Below are 16,531 nucleotides of genomic sequence, written 5' to 3'. Positions count from 1 at the left end.
TGCTCGTTCCCGGCGGGGACATATCAAACCCACCGGCGCTACGTCCCCCGAAGGACCGCTCCCGGGCTCCGCCAGCGTTCACTCTCGGGCCCACTCGCGAACGGTGTTTGCGCCGTCTTCGGGCCCGCGGGCGATGAGCACGTCGTCGGCGAAAAGCTGCGTCTCGCCGGTCGGTGCCAGGATCCAGTTGTTTCCCCGGTGGATCGCCATGATCGCCACCCCGGTCGCCTCTTCCAGTTCGACTCCGCCGAGGGTCTCCCCCGCGAGCGTGCTCCCCGGTTCGACCGCCGTCGTCGTGATGAGTTCGTCGCTGTCCCCGATCGCCTGGCCGAACACCGGGTGGACACTGCCGTCCCGCAACACGATGTCTGCGATCCGGATCGCCGCGTCACAGATCGCTTCCGAGGCCGTCGCAAGATGGAGCAGTCCCCGGAGGCTGGCGGGTTCGCTCACCCGGTCGCCCGCCTCGATCACCAGCGTTTCGACCTCGTTTTTCAGCGCGTCCGACTGGCGTTCCAGGTCGCGCACCTCCGCGGCGAGCTGGTCGTCGTCGAAAAGCACCGCTGCGTAGGCGAGCCCGACCGCAAGCTCGGAGATGTCCTTCAGATCGACGAGCATGTCGGCGGCGCGGCCGAGCTCGTCGACGTCGTCACTGTGTCGATCCCCGGTGGCGTCGGGATCGCCGGTTAGCATCTCTCGGACTGTCCGCACGCCCGCCTCCGGACCACGTCCGATGACGACGTCCCCGACCTCGAGGATCGCCTCCTCGTTCGGATCGATATTCCACCCGTTCCCGCGACGGATCGCGATCGCGCTTACACCCGCCTCCGTCTCGAACGACAGGTCCCCGAGCGTTCGTCCGGCCGCCTCGCTGTCCGCGCCGACCGTCGCTTTCAGGAGAACTTCGTCTGCAGTCGGGAGGGATCCCCGGACCTCCGTCGGGAGACCGATGTCGTTTGTCACGATCGCAGCGATGTCGGCCGCCGCGTTCGTGATCCCGACCGCGGCCTCGACGACCTGGACGATCCCGACCAGCTGCTCGGCGTCCGAAGAGCGTTTTGCCGCCAGCATCAACGCGATCTTCGCGGGATACTGCAGGGAGTCGGCACGGGCCTCCAGCTCGAGGACCTCCTCTGCCAACAGCGGATAGTCGTAGAGAGCAGCTGCATACCCCAGATCGACCGACAGCTCCGAGATGTTCTTCAGCTCGACGAGTGTCTCCCTGACGTTCCGGGAGCGGTAGGCGATCTCTTCCATGTCGCGTAGTTCGTCCGCGACCGGTTAAGAGTGAGTGCTACGGCGGACCGACGCGGAGCCGACTGCGAGAGTCAGCAGTGACGGCGCCGCAGTTGACAGGCAGGATATCAAAGGACGACCGTAATGACCGCAAAGAGGATCAGAACCCCCGTGATGTCACAGACGTTCGTCACGACCGGGATCGTCGTGTCGTCGGGGTTGTACCCCAGTCGATAGGACGTCGAGACGGCGATCAGGCTCACGACGACGACGAAGACGGCAAGGAGCGTTCCGCTGACCAGAGAGATCGTGAGCACCTCCACGAGCCCGAGCGTCCCTCCGAGAGCGCGACCGATCGCCCAGGCGGCGACGCCGACAAGCGCGAAAACGGTGACCCCCAGCCCGATGATCGCTCCTGAGTTCGACCGGATCGACGGGTTGTCGACCGCGAACTCGAAGGTTCCCAGATGCAACTGTGTCGACAGCCGGGAACACATGATCGATCCGAGGTTGCCGGCGGTTCCGATCTGGACGGGAACCAGGATCAAAAGCGCCGGGTTCGCGAGCAGGACCTCCTCGAACGATTCGAGAACGGAGCCCGAAACCATCTGGAGGACGGACAGCCCGGCGAGCAGCGGCACCATCGTCAGCACCATCGGTTTGATCTGCCAGTCGTGGTCGATCGGTTTCGGGGCGAGCTGGTCGGCCGGGTGGTCCTCCTCGGAGAACTTCTCGTAGAGTTCCCCCAGCGAGTCACTCAGCCCCGTGAGGTCGTCGCCCGCATAGTCGTCGCTCATAGGAACAGCCCCACGAGATAGATGGCGACCAAAAGGAAGACGACGCCGAACACGTCGCCGAGCGTCGTGACCAGCGGTCCCACGATGTTGTCAGGATCGAGGCCTCGCCGGTAGCCGACGAAGACGACCGTAACGAGCGTAGACAGCATGAGAACCGCGGACAGAAAGCCCGCGACGATCATGATTCCGACCAGCTGCAACAAGTTTCCACCCCCGCCGGCGATCCAGAGGACGAGAAACGCCACGACCGCGATGAACACGGAGACGACCATCCCGTTGATAAAGGAAGCGACGACGGCGTTCGAGAGACGCCGGTCGAAGGTAAACCGTGGTTCGATGACCCCCTGATGGAGACCGCTGGAGAGTCGTGCGCCCAGCGAGCCGTAGACGCCGCCCCGGGTCGCCAGAAACGCAGGGAGCAAAACGAGGATCCCGGGGACGCTTTCGATTCCGGCGCGCATCGGTTCGCTCCCGAGTATCGTCCCTGCGAACAGTCCGGCAACGAGGCTGACGACGATCACTGGAAGCGCTTGCCGGTACACGTCCACGGCGGACGCTCGTTCGTACATACTGGTGGCATATCGGGCACCACAATAAAAACCGTCCGTCGAAGCGATGAAAACCGCACACTACCGGCTGGAACCGCGAGCCGGAGTCGTTCGCGCCGTCCAGCAAACCCCTTGTACGTCGGGGGCAAACGTTCCGCCGTGACAGACGTAGAAATCCCCGAGGACCACCCCAGATACGAGTCGCTCGTGACCCGTCACCGGATCGAGGGGGGCGTCGAGCGGGGGATCACGAGTCGCCAGGGGCTCATCGCCCAGGGCCGCGGCGAGGCGTTCGACTACCTGCTTGGCGAACGCACGATCGAGAGTGCCGATCTGGCCGCCCGGGCGGCCGCCGCCCACCTGCTTCTCGCCGACCGGCCGGTGCTTTCGGTCAACGGAAACGTCGCAGCCCTGGTCCCCGGCGAAATCGTCGAACTCGCCGACGTCGTCGACGCCGACCTCGAGGTGAACCTGTTCAACCGGACGGCCGAGCGCATGCAGGCGATCGCCGACTACCTCCGGGAACACGGTGCGACGGAGGTGAAGGGCCTCGCGGCGGACGCTCGGATTCCGGGACTTGCACACGAACGGGCGAAAGTCGACGCCGACGGCATCGCCGCCGCCGACGTCGTCCTCGTCCCGCTGGAGGACGGCGACCGGGCCGCCGCGCTTTCGGACCTGAGCAAAACGGAGATCGTGATCGACCTGAACCCCGGCTCCCGATCCGCCCGGGTCGCCGACGTTCCGATCGTCGACAACGTCCTCCGGGCGGTGCCGAATGTGACCCGGCACGCGCGGGCGTTGCGGGACCGACCGCGGGAGGAACTCGAGGCGATCGTCCGGGAGTTCGACCCCGAAGACGCGCTCGAGGCGGCCGAACGGACGATCAGAACCGGATCGTTCGCCGACGACGGGGCGTAGTCCTCCGGCGGTCGGACAGCGGACACGGGAGGTTGCTACTCGGGCTCGAGTGTCGCGCCCGCCGAATGCGTCCGACAGATCGTCGGATCGTAGCCGGCGTCGGTCAACCCCGTCCCGAGCGCGAAGACGCTCCGACCCAGCATCGCCATCGACGCCTCCCCCCCGGCGTCGTCGACCGCGTCGATCGCCTCCGCGACCTCGGGGGCCGCGACGCCGATCTCGCGAGTGAAGCGGCGCCCCTCCGCCAGCAGTGTCTCGACGGTTGGATCGTCCAACAGCCCAGTGAGTGCGCACTCGCCGGCCGCAGACAGCGCCTCCGTCTCCCCCGAGAGCACGTCCGGCGTCGACAGCTCGCCGAAGGTGACGTACTCGACGCGTCGGCAGTCCGGGATCCCGTCGAGGCTGCCGTAGCCGGGAGCGCCGGGCTCCACCCGGATCGGAATCCCGCCGCGAGCCTGTGCGACCACGTCCCCCAGGCCGGTCCCCGCTTCGACGTCGGCGGCGTGGGCGATTCCGACGAGCTCGTTTTCGGTCCGCCCGCAGCCGAACTCGTGGTTCGCCGAAAGCGCCGTCGCGAGCGCCGCGGCGCCCGAAACGCCGAAGCCGGCCCCCGGCGGCAGCGGCGTCTCGAGTCGAACTCGGGCCGTGACGCCGAGCTCCGCGAGGACGTGTTCGACCGCCTCGATCGTCACCCGCGTTCCGTTCAGGCGGATCTGAGTTTTCCTCTCGTTTTTATCCGCTGCCGGGCGCACGGTCGCGGTGACCCCTTCGGAAAGTGCAAGGCCCGCGCCCCGCGAGCCGGACGCAGACGGTGATTCGCCCCGGTGAATGCTAAAAAACGCAGTAACGTGTCCCGGGGCGAACGCCGTCGAGGCCGTCGGTCTCGTCATCGCTTCGTCGTCTCACTGCCGTCCCCTCTCACGGCGAGAGGCGCTGTCGGTCGCGCGGGAAGATGACGGCCTCGCGGATGTTGTCCAGATCCAGGAGGGTCATCACCAGACGCTCGCCGCCCAGTCCCCAGCCGGCGTGCGGGGGCATCCCATACTTGAACATCTTCGTGTAGTATTCGAACTCCTCGGGGTCGAGCCCCTGCTGCTGGAACCCTTCGATGAGACGGTCGTGGCGGTGTTCGCGCTGCCCGCCCGAGACGAGCTCCATCCGCGGGTGCATCAGGTCGAAGCCCGTCGAGACGGTCTCGTCGTCGTCGTAGTCTTTGATGTAGAACGGCTTGATCTCGGAGGGCCAGTCCGTGATGAAGTAGTGGCCGCCGACCTCCTCGCCGAGCGCGTGCTCGCCTTCCGTCGGCAGGTCGTCGCCCCACACGAGTTGCTCGTCGAGCGCGCCGGTGGCGTTGATCCGCTCGATCGCCTCCTCGTAGGTCAGCCGGGGGAACTCCCCGTCTGGAACCGAGAACTCGTCGGCGATCCCGAGCGCCTCCAGCTGCTCGGTGCAGTTCTCCGCGACCGACTCGTAGACGCCCGTAACGACCGACTCGCAGACGTCCATCGCGTCCGAGTGGTCACAGAAGGCGCCCTCGAAGTCGATCGAAGTCGCCTCGTTGAGGTGCCGTGGCGTGTTGTGCTCTTCGGCCCGGAAGATCGGACCGATCTCGAAGACGCGCTCGAGCCCGGAGCCGACCATCAACTGCTTGAACAGCTGGGGCGACTGGTTCATAAACGCCTCCTCGCCGAAGTAGGTGATCGGGAACAGCTCCGTGCCGCCCTCGGTGCCGGTGGCGACGATCTTCGGTGTGTTGATCTCGGTACAGCCGACCGAGCGCAGCTCCTCGCGGGCGGCCCGGAGGATCTCCGCGCGCACCTCGAAGATCGCCTTCACGTCGGGTTTGCGAAGGTCCAGCGTCCGGTTGTCCAGCCGGGTCGAGAGTTCGGCGTCGACCTTGCCCGACGGGTCCAGCGGGAGGTCGGTGTCCGCGGGTGCGATCACCTCGATCGAGTCGGGGACGACCTCCACGCCGGTCGGCGCCCGGGACTCCTCCTCGACGCCGCCGGTGACCGCGACGACCGACTCCCGGGAGACGGACAGCCCCGTCTCGACGAGCTCGTCGTCCATCTCGTCTTTCTCGAACTTCACCTGGATTCGGCCGGTCGTGTCCCGGAGAATGAGGAACGCGATCCCGCCGAGGTCTCTGATCTCGTGAACCCAGCCGGCCACCGTCGCCCGACTCCCGGGCTCGGCGTCGGCCGCGTAGGTCCGATCTTGCATACACGTCGGTTCATGGCCGCACGGTATAAATGACGCCGTTTCGAACTGGGCGATGGACGCGGCGACGGAGCGATCGACCCATGAAACGAACACCCACCGGCACGCCGGTCGGCGTCGACGACCCGTACGCGATCGCGGGGATCTGTGATCACCTCACAGACGACGGGCGGTGCCGGTTCGCGCTCGAACGCGCCGGCGACGACCCCGAGTTCGCCGACGCACGGCGCAGCGACGACTACCAGTGTCACGTCGGCGAGGCGGGAAACTGGCAGGCGTGTCCGAAGTACCGGTGGACCACCGACGGGAAACAGTGCATCCGGTGTGGCCTCGAGGAGCGCCGGCTCGCCGGCGAGAGCGTCCGGCCGCTGATCGAGGAACATCACCTCTCGTACGGCGGCTCGAATCCGGGCTCCCGCGCTGGAGACGCCGACAGGGCCACGGACGGGACGTCCCACGAACTCACCGTCGGCCTGTGTCGCTGGTGTCACGCGAAAGTCCACGGCTCGTTCGCCCGGATCGACGACGACGTCAACCCGGATCCGGAGGCGATCGCCGAACGAGAAACCCGCCGGGGGCGCGAGCTGGAGGAGCTGTCCTTCGAGTCCGCAAAGGAACGCTACCGGAACGGGTGGGACGACAGCGAGGATCCGGACGGCAGCGAGGATCGGACGTCAGACGGCGAGGACGCCTGACCGATCAAAACAGGTCCTCGATCGCCTCGTTGTCGAACGCTTTTGCGGGGTCGGCGCGCTCCTCGTCGGCGATCTCGACGGCCTCGCGGGCGCGCTCGATGAACCGTTCGAGCCGGTCGGACTGTTCGATCCCGCCGAGGAGGATCAGCGACGCGAGCCGATCCGTAGACAGCGGGAAGTCGCCGCCGCGCACCTCCATACTGCCGGTCTCCTCCTCGAGCCACCGGCGTGCGCGCTCGACGCCCTTGCGAGGGATCGCCTCCGGACGCCCGGCGACGACCAGAAGCGCCGTGTCGGCCTTGCTCGCTCCGGGGAGGCTCATCCCGGTGAACATCGCGCTGCGGGTCGTGCTCGTCACCGTGTTGATGTTGTCTTCGGCCGTCTCGCCGCTGGCTGCGGCGCCGTATCCCAGCGCGGAGATACCGCCGGTCGCGAGCGTGTTTATCACCTCACTGGAGTCGACGACGCTCTCGCCGACGCCCTCGACGGCCTCCCCGGCCGCAAGCAGGAGCCCGAGCCGCTGGGCGATGTGGTTGTTTATCGCGTCGAACCCCTCCTGGACGCTCTCGCCGCTGTCGCGCCAGGCGTCGTTGTCGACCAGAAGCAGCGAGTCGGCCTCCCGTGTGACCGTCTTGAGCGATCGCCCGGCGTTCGCCTGGTACAGCGCACCCTCGTCTTGACCGGGAAGGATCCCGATCGCGTAGATGGGCACGTTGTAGATCCGCTTGAGCCGGCGAACGAGCACCGGCGCGCCGCCCGACCCGGTGCCGCCGCCCAGCCCGGCGATCACGAACACCGCCTCCGTCTCGGAGGTGATCTTGTCGTCGAGCGCGTCCATTACCTCCGGGAGATCCGACTCCATCACTTCGGCGCCGAGTTCGTTGTCGCCGCCGACGCCGTGGCCGTTGACGCGGTCCTGGCCGATCAGTACGGTGTCGAGAGGGAGGGGCTGCAGGTCGGCCGTGGCGGTGTTGACCGCCAGCGCCGAGCGAATGGCGCCGAACTCCATGCGGGTGTCGAAGTTCGCGAGGGCGGTCGTCACCTTGCCGCCGGCCTGGCCGACTCCGACGAGGGCACACTTCATGTTCGGTGGTTGTGACTGTCGGACTTCAACTTTCCCCCACCGAAGTGGATCTACCGAACCGATTCCACCGGAAGATCCGGCGATCGGTCGCGTTACTGGAAGCCGATCCGGCCGCCGCGCTCCCGCATCGCGTCCGCGCCGCCGCCCCGGAACTGGTCTTCGATTTCCTCGTAATAGCTGAGGATCTCGTCGGTGATCGTCGGGCGGACCGAATCCATCGCCTGCCGGAAGTGTCGCATCTCGACCACCTCGGCGTCGTCGTCCTCCCGAAGCGCCTCGATGGCGGCCTCGCGGGCGATCGACTCGAGGTCGGAGCCGACGTAGCCGTCGGTTATCTCGGCGATCTCGCGCAGACTCACGTCCGGCGAGAGCGGCGATTCGCGGGTGTGGATCTTGAGGATCTGTTCGCGACCCTCCTCGTCGGGGGAGCCAACCATCACCAGCCGGTCGAACCGGCCAGACCGGATCAGCGCCGGATCGATCATGTCCGGACGGTTGGTCGCGCCGATCACCATCACCTCGCCCATCTCCTCGAGGCCGTCGAGTTCGGTCAACAGCTGGTTTACGACCCGCTCGGAGACGTTGTTGCCGGCGTCCTGCCCCCGGGCGGGGGCAAGCGAGTCCAGCTCGTCGAAGAAGATGATCGTCGGACTCACCTGTCGGGCCTTCCGGAACGTCTGTCTGATCGCCTTCTCGGATTCGCCGACCCACTTCGAGAGCAGCTGCGGGCCCCGCACCGAGATGAAGTTGGCGTTGGTCTCGTTGGCGACCGCTTTCGCCATCAGCGTCTTGCCGGTCCCGGGCGGCCCGTACAGCAGCACGCCCTTGGGCGCCTGGATCCCCATCCGCTCGAACTTCTCGGGCTTCGAGAGGGGCCACTCGACGCTCTCTTTGACCTGCTGTTTCGCGCCCTCGAGCCCGCCGACGTCGTCCCAGGTGATCTTCGGCAGTTCGACGAGCACCTCCCGCATCGCGGAGGGCTCGACCTCCGTGAGTGCCCCGTCGAAGTCGGTGCGCTTGACGATCATCCGGTCGATGAGGCTCGGGGGGATGTCCTCCTCGTCGAGGTCGATCTCCGGGAGGTAGCGCCGCAGCGCCTTCATCGCCGCCTCCTTGGTGAGGCTCTCGATGTCGGCGCCGACGAAGCCGTGGGTCTCGTCGGCGAGCCGGTCCAGACTCACGTCGTCCGACAGCGGCATCCCGCGCGTGTGGATCTGCATGATCTCCTTGCGGCCAGCCTCGTCGGGGACGCCGATCTCGATCTCGCGGTCGAACCGACCCGGACGGCGCAGGGCGGGATCGACGGAGTCGACGCGGTTCGTCGCCGCGATGACGATCACCTGCCCCCGGGTCTCGAGGCCGTCCATCATCGTGAGCAGCTGGGCGACGACACGGCGTTCGACCTCGCCGGTGACGTCCTCGCGTTTGGGCGCGATGGAGTCGAGTTCGTCGATGAAAATGATCGACGGCGACTCCTCTTTGGCGTCTTCGAAGATCTCGCGGAGCTGTTGTTCGCTCTCGCCGTAGTATTTGGAGATGATCTCCGGCCCCGCAATGGAGAAGAAGGACGCTGAGGTCTCGTTGGCGACCGCTTTCGCAAGCAGCGTCTTGCCGGTCCCGGGCGGGCCGTGGAGCAACACCCCCTGGGGCGGCTCGATCCCCAGTTTCTTGAAGATCTGGGGGTGTTTCATCGGCAGCTCGACCATCTCCCGGACGCGCTGGATCTCGTTTTGCAGGCCGCCGATGTCCTCGTAAGTGATCCCACCGCCGGTCTTTTCGAAGCCGGAGATCGGCTCCTCGCGGAGTTCGACCTCGGTGTCCTCGGTGATGAGACAGACGCCCTCGGGCTCTGTGGAGACGGCGATCAGCGGGATCGCCTGTCCGGGCGAGCGCATGAACGGGTGGTTCGTGCTCGACATCACCGGGACGATGTCGCGCTCGACGACCGGCCGCTTGAGGATCTGGCGTTTCACCATGCCGGCGGCGTCGGAGCCGAACTGCACTGACGCCTCCTCGGGGGGTGCGAGCACGAGTTTGTCGGCCTTCTCGGCGTCTGCCTTCCGGATCGTCACGCGCTCGCCGATGCCGACATTGGCGTTCTGGCGTGTGAAGCCGTCGACGCGGACCGTGTCGGTGTTCCAGTCCTGCCGGTCCGCGCGCCACACCTTCGCTGCGGTCGTTTCACCCCCTTCGATTTCGATGATGTCGCCGGGGGAGAGTTTGAGATGCAAAAGCGTGTCTGGGTCGAGACGGGCGATGCCACGCCCCGAGTCGTTCGGGTACGCCTTCGCCACTTCGAGTTGAACTTCGTTCATGCTTCGAGTTGGGTTCCGTTCGTTGTTGCGTCGGTCCTCGTCGCGTCGGTTCTCTTCGCACCGTTCGCGTTCGAGAGTCGTTGCAGTCGCCGAATAAGTGCTTTGTTCCGGGACGACAGGCTCTGAACCGTTCGGACTGTGCCGCCGTCGGGCGGCCCGCGCCTCCCGAGCGGCTCGCACGGTCCGGAGGCTTCGCGTCCTCCGGACACGCCACAGGGATCCAATCGTGTCATATACTGTCATGGTCGGGCCGGAACGTACAAAGCCCTGTCGGGTTCGGACGAACCCGCCGCCGTTCCGGCGATCCCACGACTTTTACCCGCCGGTCGCGTATCGGCAGTATGTTGCTGGTACGCGGCCGTGGGGGAGGGACCGAACTCACGGGGACGATCTACGAGCGCGGCGAGACGCCGCCGACGTTCAAGGGGAGCCCCGACGAGGGAGCGCCGTACGTGTGGATCTGCGACGAGTTCTACGAGGTCGAAAGCGGGGGGAGCGTCCAGCGCGTCGACGGCGAGGAGATCCGGATCGCGTTCGAGTCGCCGATGCCGCGGGGGTTCGACACCCGCGAGGACGCGATCGAGGCGGCGAAGGAACACGTCGAAACCCAGTTCGCCCGGATCGGCGTCGACGCGGTCTCGGTCGAGGTCATCGAGAACGTAGAGTTACAGAGCTGATCGACACTGCACCGGTACGGACGACTACTCCTGTTTTTCGTTTTCGGCCCGAACCGTGAGCACCGGACAATCGGCAGTCCGGACGACCTTCTCGGCGACACTGCCCAGCAGATACCGGTCGATTCCCCGACGTCCGTGGGTACCCATCACGATCAGGTCGATCTCCGACTCCTCGACGTATTTGAGAATCCGTCGATACGGCGAGCCGGCGGCGACTGACGCCTGAACCGAGCCGACGCCGGCGTCGACCGCTCGTTCTCGAGCCTCCTCGATGACCTCCTGTCCGTGTCCCTCGAGCGCCTCCAGCACGTCGGGCGCGCCCGCCTCCATCGCCGGGAGCGTCTCCTCGACGACGTACAGGACGTGCAGCGACGCGTCGTACTGGAGCGCGTGGTCGATCGCGTGTTCGAGCGCCGCTTGCGCACCTTCGCTTCCGTCCGTCGGATACAGGATTCGATCGTACATCGTCCGGAGTTCGACCGGCAAGGGAAATAAGTATCCTCCACCTTCCGGCCGGACGGGTCGGATCGGCGAGCCGGATTTCGGCCGGAAGAAGTTCAAAAACGTCAGGAAAACCGACGACAACGCAAAGATACGTAGTGTGGCTTTATAAATGAAGCCGGAGTATTCCGGAGTTTGTTCCCTATTCACACACAACGTTTAATACTAAATCGGCAATTATTACGAGTATGGACTCCGAGTGTTCCATTCCATCGCGTACTGCCGGCCAGCCGAGCGTCGACTCCGGCACGAACTTCGGGTTTACAGCGATGCGTGGAACACGCAAATCGGAGCACCCCGGCGTAGACGCACCCACGTTCGGCAACCGTTTCGGTAATCTCCGGGAGCCCAGCGGAACCCCCCGCACCGAAGCGGTCGCTTCGGGTTCGATCGCGTCGCGCGTACATCGCCGGGTGGCCGACTCCGGTGACGGCCGTTATCGTGCCTGAATGAGCGTCTCACAACATCCGATCGCACTACGGATCGAACGGCGCGTGGGCGGGGCAACCCGGCTGCTCGCCACCGTCATGGCGCTGCCGCTGATCGACGGGATCTTCCCCGCGCTGGTGATCGCCGGCGCGCTCGCGACGCCGTTTGGCGTCCTCGAGACGGGACTGCTCATCTTCGGTGGCTCCGCCACGATGGCGGTCATCCTGGCGGAGATGGACGGCACGCCCAGAGAGCAGGCCGTCTCCATTCTCCTCATCGGGGCGGTGTTGATCCCCGTCGCGGCCGCGCAGGCAGCGCTTGCGGTCACCTTCGACAGCCTGCTGAACCTCGAAATCTTCACCCGCTTTGCGGGGCTCGTGATCCTGGCCATCGCCGCCAAGACAGCGAGTTCGAAGCTCGACGAGTACCTCCCGAACGCGGGCGTGATCATCGCGCTGGGGCTGGTCGCGAGCATCGACCTCAACGGAGCGGCACTGCAGCTCACGAACGACGTCGGCGTCGTGCTTCGGGGCGCCGCGGCGGCGGGCGTCGGCGTCGGGTTCGCGCTCGCGGTCGCCCTGCTCGGCCCGCACCTCCGCGGGCGGGTCGACCTCGACCGGTTCCGGTTCGGCTCGGCGATCGCGCTCGGCGTGCTCGCGTTGCCGATCCTGGGCGTGCTCGATACGGACGCGCCGATCGCGCTGGCGACGCTGTGTGTCGCCGCCCTGCTGGCGTACGACCCCGAATCGACGCCGACTCCGACGCTCCGTTCGGACGACGACGGCGACGACCCGGACGCCGGTATCGTCTCGGGGACGACCGCCGATCGCGGAACCGCCGGATCGCTCGGCGCGACGGCGCGGTCGGTCACCGCCTCGTCTTTGGGGCTCGGCTCCGATGCGACCCCGGCGGACCGGGAGATCGCCGCCCGCGGCGCGGTCGCCGAGGGACATCCCGGCGTGAACAGTCGACCCGGCGGCCACGCCCCCGGCCCGGTTTCCAACGGCGGGATCGTCCACGCTACGGGCGAGGACGAGGGTGGCGACGGCGAGGCTGGCGACACCGCGTCCGCCGACCGGGAGGAAACGGAGATCGATGCAGACGAGAGGGAGGCCGACGGTGACGGGCAGGCCGACGGTGACGGGCAGGCCGACGGCGAGGAGGACGACGATTACACGGCCGTCCCCGGCGAGGACGACTCGCGCGCGCCCTGGATGTGACCGGTTCCGGCCCGACGTGCGCAAGCGCTTAGGAGACAGACCCCAAGAAACGGTATGAGCAATCGGGTCGTCGAAGGACGGATGGTGAACGCCGGCCGACTGGCGGAGTTGATCGAGGGCGAGCGACCGATGGAGGCGGAAGCGATCGAGGACGCCGACAGGGAGTGTCCCGACTGCGGGGGGAACGTCCTGCAGGTCGGATACATGCCCAGCATCACGGAGTTCGTGGTCGGTTACAAGTGTCAGGACTGCGCGTGGAGCGACGACGATCGGGAGTGAGCCGTTTCCCCCAACGGAAGTGACAGTCAGTCGGCGAGGGCCGACAGGTGGGCGCCGGCGTGGCGTCGATCGAAATCCCTTTAGTCGGGAACGAACGAATGACACATGCGAGGGGACGTGGCCCAGCCAGGGAGGGCGACTGACTCCAGAGGCAACGCCAGGTGACGAACTCCAGACTGATATTCCGAGCGGCCGACTGATCATCGGCCGCGTTGACGACCCTCTGGAGTACCGAGGCACACCGGAGATATCAGTCGATCGGGGGTTCAAATCCCTCCGTCCCCACTATTCTGCCGGCGCTCAACTTCGAGCGCCGGCTGCATCGCTGTCCGGTCGGAAGGATTTGAACCAGGGAGTGGAGCGAGCGGCGTAGCCGCGAGCGAAACGACTGAGGTTCACAATCCCTCCGTCCCCATCATTCTGCCGGCGCTCACTTTCGAGCGCCGGCTGTATCGCTGTCCGGTCGGGGGGATTTGAACCAGTAAGTGGAGCGAGCAGCGTAGCCGCGAGCGAAACTCACTGGCGAGGGGTACACTCCCTCCATCCCCGAACACCCGTTAAAAGAAGTCGACATTCCACACCGACACGATGAGTTTATACAATCGTATAAAGTATGTATAGGTATGAGTAGCGAGAGAAAATCTGTGCCAGTGTCGCTTCCATCGGAGCTGGTGAATCGCCTCGACGCTCTCGTCGAGGACGGCGTCTTCGGCTCCCGGTCCGAAGCGCTGCGGTACGGTGCTCGGCTGGTTGTTCGAGAGGAACGCCTGGAGCGCATCCACGAACAGACTGCAGAGCGCGCCCACGAAGCTGTCAAAGAGCGTCTGGAACGCAAACGTGTATCTTGATCTGGACGTCATTCTCGCTGAACTGAAGGAGGACGACTGGCTCGCAAGCGAAGTCGATCTGGAGGCGATGGACCCCCCGAGGACATCCGTCGCCACAGGCATCGAACTCCAGTACGTGATGGAAGACGAATGGCCGCGCGACCGGGTCGTGTGCGCTCACCAGGAGATCGCCAACCGGGGGATTGAGATGATGCCACTCGGTACAGATGCGGTAGACGCCGCGGCAGAACTACGGTCGCAGTACGACTCGTTGAACGTCTTTGACGGTATCCACCTCGGAACCGCCCAGACACTTGGTGAGCCTATCGTCTCCACGGACACGCTCTATCCGAGAATCCCCGAAGTGGAGAGCCTCGACCCGAGAGACCTCGACTAACCGTTCTGTCGAGAAAGAGCCGGCGTGTTTGCTTGCCATAACAGTAGTTGGCAATATGACTCAGGTTTATATACGAATCCGCGGTAATCGAGTTCGGAACGCCAGTTTACGCGTTCCGAGCTAACTAAAGTAAATCACATTGCCAACAACTGATAACGGAGACGTTTCCGTACGTCCCCTACCCGAATACCCAATATCGTCCGCCCGAACTCCAGGCTATGGACGCAGAGAGGACGGACACAGCCAGCGACGAGGTGCAGATCGACCACGTGACGATCGCCGGCTCGGATCTCGATCGACTCGAGGCAGCCTTCGAGAGCGTCGGCATCGACCCGGACTACGGCGGCTCCCACGACGAGATGCCGACACACATGTCCATCGTCGGGTTCGACGACACCACCTACATCGAACTCATCGCGAAAGACGAGGTCGGAACCGCGCCCCTCTGGAACGACGCGATAGAGTCGAACGCGGGCCCGTGTGCGTGGGCCGCCCGGTCGTCGGACATCGCCCGGGACGCCTCGCGGCTCGACGCGGCTGGAGTGCCGGTCGACGGGCCGGACGACTACAGCCGCGAGCGTCCCGACGGGCAGCTCTGCCGGTGGAAACTCGCGTTTCTCGGCGCGGGGGAGCCCGGCTCGGTGTTGCCGTTCCTGATCGAGGACGAGACACCACTCGAACGGCGGGTGCAGCCGACACCCTCCGCCGCGGCAGCCGGGGTCGTCGGAATCGACAGCGTGGTGATCGCCGTCGCGGATCTCGAGACGTCGGTGTCGACGTTCCGGACGGCGTTCGAGGGGGCCGACCCCACCTCCCGGTCCGTTTCGTCGGGTCCGTTCGCGGGTTCCGTCGCGTCCTTCCCGGATCTCCCGGTCCATCTCGTGGAGCCGACCGCCGGCGGGCCACTCTCGGAGCGTCTCGACACCATCGGGGACAGCCCGTGTGCGTTCGTGCTCGAAGCCTCGTCGCTCGAGACGGTGCGCGAACACGTGGGCGAGCTGGAGCGACAGCCCCTGGGGGCGGAATCGATCTCGGTGATCGATCCGGACGCGATCGGCGGGCTGGAATATCTCTGTGTGAGTGCATCCGAATCCTAGCCTGCGGGAGGACCTCACCCGTCCACAGTCGACGGTGACGCGGTGGATCCGCCCCCGCGTCGGTTCGCCCACCACCGGTCGACCATCGCGCCGGTGCCCAGAAACAGCACGAGAAACGCGAGCAGGAAGTTCAAAAGCGGGAGGTTGACGACCAGCGCACCCACCACGAGCGCGAGCCAGAGGTTCGCCCGGTCGCCGCGGACCGGTCGGAGCAGGAACGCCCCGAGGACGATCGTCCCGACCGTCGCCCCCACGTAGAGGAACGCCAGCCCACCGAACAGCGGGATCGCAGCGAGCAGCCCCACGGGTTCGGGGAGGCCGACCGCGAGCAGCACCGCGAGAACCACCAGCAGCACGAGCAGTGCGGCGACGCCGGCGACGATCGACGCGACGCCGAGCGCGCCAGCCTGGATCGGCCGGTCGGAGATCCGCTGTTCGATCGCCCTGACGTACGACTCCGCGTAGACGAACTCCGAGACCGCGAGCACCAGGAGGCCGATCACGATCGAGAAGGCGACGGAGGCGCCGTAGACGACCAGCCCCAGCACCGCGAGTTCGGCGATTCCGGCGGTCGGCGCGGGTGCGGGTGTGGCGGTTTGTGCGGGCGCAAGGGTGGCGGTTTGTGCGGGCGCAAGGGTGGCAGTCTGTGCGGGAGTGGCAGCGGTCGCGACGGGAACGGTCGCGAGGAGGGCGATCCAGGGCGGAAGCGAGTGGCGGAGGGCCATGACCGAATACGGTGGGGATGGATACAAAAATCCCACTCGTGGCGACTCGTATGAATGTACGGCGACGAAGTGACAGAGACCTCCGTCTCCAGCGTCCGTCTGTCCTCGATCAGTCCGGCCGGGGCATTTCCTCCAGTTCCCGGATCTCCCCCGTGCGTTGCACCCGGTCGTACTGGCGTCGCCACGCCGCCTCGGGGAACAGGTCGTTCCGGTCGAACAGCTCCCGGGCCTCGTCGGTCAGCCGGTAGAACTTGTACGGGTAGCCCCGGATGCGGTTGCCGGGCTCGACGACGAGGTCCTCGAGGACGCCCACGTCCTGCAGGATGCCGAGGTGGCGACGGATGGCGTCCGCCTCGAGGCTCGGATTCATGTAGTCGAGTTCCGGCACACTGGGGGCACCCTTCGGGTGGCCGACGACGTCGGCGATCAGGCTCGCTCGCGTCTCGTCGGTGGCCTTCTGGAGCGCGGCCCACGAGTCGAACCCGCCGGCAGGACCGTCTTCGCCGGCGTTCGCGTTCGTCGGAGTCACGACCGAGACTACCGCGGTTCGTCCCGTAAAAGTG

At 66.2% G+C, this 16,531-nt stretch carries 18 protein-coding genes and 1 tRNA gene; 9 read left to right on the top strand and 10 right to left on the bottom strand.

Annotation, left to right across the window (positions count from 1 at the left end; translation table 11 throughout):
- Positions 1 to 78: 78 nt before the first annotated feature.
- The 3 genes from AArcCO_RS02965 to AArcCO_RS02955 form a co-directional block, all read right to left on the bottom strand.
- Positions 79 to 1,257 (bottom strand): potassium channel family protein, encoded by a 1,179-nt coding sequence (locus AArcCO_RS02965; protein WP_259534943.1) that lies wholly within the window; start codon positions 1,255 to 1,257, stop codon positions 79 to 81.
- A 107-nt stretch (positions 1,258 to 1,364) separates the two neighbouring features.
- Positions 1,365 to 2,033: a magnesium transporter gene (locus AArcCO_RS02960; RefSeq protein WP_345780874.1), complete on the bottom strand. Its 669-nt coding sequence runs from the start codon at positions 2,031 to 2,033 to the stop codon at positions 1,365 to 1,367.
- Positions 2,030 to 2,602, bottom strand: a complete 573-nt coding sequence (locus AArcCO_RS02955; protein WP_259534941.1) for a magnesium transporter — start codon at positions 2,600 to 2,602, stop codon at positions 2,030 to 2,032. The genes AArcCO_RS02960 and AArcCO_RS02955 overlap by 4 nt, the downstream gene beginning before the upstream one ends.
- Before the next feature lie 138 nt (positions 2,603 to 2,740).
- Between AArcCO_RS02955 and AArcCO_RS02950 the strand changes: the two genes are divergently transcribed.
- Positions 2,741 to 3,502: a 4-phosphopantoate--beta-alanine ligase gene (locus AArcCO_RS02950; RefSeq protein ID WP_259534939.1), complete on the top strand. Its 762-nt coding sequence runs from the start codon at positions 2,741 to 2,743 to the stop codon at positions 3,500 to 3,502.
- 35 nt (positions 3,503 to 3,537) lie between these two features.
- On the opposite strand, the gene AArcCO_RS02945 is transcribed toward AArcCO_RS02950, so the two are convergent.
- Together AArcCO_RS02945 and aspS are read right to left on the bottom strand one after the other, a co-directional pair.
- Entirely contained in the window at positions 3,538 to 4,392 is an 855-nt protein-coding gene (locus AArcCO_RS02945; protein ID WP_259534937.1) for a pantoate kinase, read from the bottom strand.
- A gap of 28 nt (positions 4,393 to 4,420) precedes the next feature.
- On the bottom strand, positions 4,421 to 5,725 hold the full coding sequence (gene aspS / locus AArcCO_RS02940; RefSeq protein WP_259534936.1) for an aspartate--tRNA(Asn) ligase: 1,305 nt from the start codon (positions 5,723 to 5,725) through the stop codon (positions 4,421 to 4,423).
- Between the two features lie 80 nt (positions 5,726 to 5,805).
- Here aspS and AArcCO_RS02935 point away from each other — a divergent pair, with 80 nt between their 5' ends.
- Positions 5,806 to 6,417, top strand: a complete 612-nt coding sequence (locus AArcCO_RS02935; protein ID WP_259534934.1) for a DUF7097 family protein — start codon at positions 5,806 to 5,808, stop codon at positions 6,415 to 6,417.
- Between the two features lie 4 nt (positions 6,418 to 6,421).
- Here AArcCO_RS02935 and AArcCO_RS02930 read toward each other — a convergent pair whose 3' ends face one another.
- On the bottom strand, positions 6,422 to 7,501 hold the full coding sequence (locus AArcCO_RS02930; protein WP_259534933.1) for a tubulin/FtsZ family protein: 1,080 nt from the start codon (positions 7,499 to 7,501) through the stop codon (positions 6,422 to 6,424).
- A 92-nt stretch (positions 7,502 to 7,593) separates the two neighbouring features.
- Entirely contained in the window at positions 7,594 to 9,816 is a 2,223-nt protein-coding gene (locus AArcCO_RS02925; protein ID WP_259534931.1) for a CDC48 family AAA ATPase, read from the bottom strand.
- A gap of 341 nt (positions 9,817 to 10,157) precedes the next feature.
- Here AArcCO_RS02925 and AArcCO_RS02920 point away from each other — a divergent pair, with 341 nt between their 5' ends.
- On the top strand, positions 10,158 to 10,493 hold the full coding sequence (locus AArcCO_RS02920; RefSeq protein ID WP_259534930.1) for a DUF7113 family protein: 336 nt from the start codon (positions 10,158 to 10,160) through the stop codon (positions 10,491 to 10,493).
- A gap of 24 nt (positions 10,494 to 10,517) precedes the next feature.
- Here the strand turns inward: AArcCO_RS02920 and AArcCO_RS02915 are convergent, their stop codons facing one another.
- Positions 10,518 to 10,958 (bottom strand): universal stress protein, encoded by a 441-nt coding sequence (locus AArcCO_RS02915; RefSeq protein WP_259534929.1) that lies wholly within the window; start codon positions 10,956 to 10,958, stop codon positions 10,518 to 10,520.
- Positions 10,959 to 11,443: 485 nt separating this feature from the next.
- Between AArcCO_RS02915 and AArcCO_RS02910 the strand changes: the two genes are divergently transcribed.
- From AArcCO_RS02910 to AArcCO_RS02885, 6 genes are all read left to right on the top strand, one after another.
- Positions 11,444 to 12,643, top strand: a complete 1,200-nt coding sequence (locus tag AArcCO_RS02910; protein ID WP_259534928.1) for a DUF5794 domain-containing protein — start codon at positions 11,444 to 11,446, stop codon at positions 12,641 to 12,643.
- 54 nt (positions 12,644 to 12,697) lie between these two features.
- Entirely contained in the window at positions 12,698 to 12,922 is a 225-nt protein-coding gene (locus AArcCO_RS02905) for a DUF5795 family protein (RefSeq protein WP_259534927.1), read from the top strand.
- 111 nt (positions 12,923 to 13,033) lie between these two features.
- Positions 13,034 to 13,207: transfer RNA gene (locus AArcCO_RS02900), tRNA-Trp, on the top strand.
- A gap of 338 nt (positions 13,208 to 13,545) precedes the next feature.
- Positions 13,546 to 13,770 carry a ribbon-helix-helix domain-containing protein gene (locus AArcCO_RS02895; RefSeq protein ID WP_259534926.1) on the top strand — a complete coding sequence of 75 codons (225 nt, stop codon included), beginning with the start codon at positions 13,546 to 13,548 and terminating at the stop codon, positions 13,768 to 13,770.
- Complete coding sequence (locus tag AArcCO_RS02890) at positions 13,760 to 14,146, top strand: PIN domain-containing protein (RefSeq protein WP_259534925.1); 387 nt, start codon at positions 13,760 to 13,762, stop codon at positions 14,144 to 14,146. The genes AArcCO_RS02895 and AArcCO_RS02890 overlap by 11 nt, the downstream gene beginning before the upstream one ends.
- 218 nt (positions 14,147 to 14,364) lie before the next feature.
- Positions 14,365 to 15,243: a VOC family protein gene (locus AArcCO_RS02885; RefSeq protein ID WP_259534924.1), complete on the top strand. Its 879-nt coding sequence runs from the start codon at positions 14,365 to 14,367 to the stop codon at positions 15,241 to 15,243.
- Between the two features lie 14 nt (positions 15,244 to 15,257).
- On the opposite strand, the gene AArcCO_RS02880 is transcribed toward AArcCO_RS02885, so the two are convergent.
- Together AArcCO_RS02880 and AArcCO_RS02875 are read right to left on the bottom strand one after the other, a co-directional pair.
- Positions 15,258 to 15,968, bottom strand: a complete 711-nt coding sequence (locus AArcCO_RS02880; RefSeq protein ID WP_259534922.1) for a hypothetical protein — start codon at positions 15,966 to 15,968, stop codon at positions 15,258 to 15,260.
- A 109-nt stretch (positions 15,969 to 16,077) separates the two neighbouring features.
- Entirely contained in the window at positions 16,078 to 16,497 is a 420-nt protein-coding gene (locus tag AArcCO_RS02875) for a helix-turn-helix domain-containing protein (protein ID WP_259534920.1), read from the bottom strand.
- Between the last annotated feature and the right edge of the window lie 34 nt (positions 16,498 to 16,531).

Origin of the sequence: Halalkaliarchaeum sp. AArc-CO, assembly GCF_024972735.1 — an archaeon.
Taxonomy (GTDB): Archaea; Halobacteriota; Halobacteria; order Halobacteriales; family Haloferacaceae; genus Halalkaliarchaeum.
Note: the sequence above shows the minus strand (reverse complement) of the source record. Positions and strands in the feature narration are given on the sequence as shown.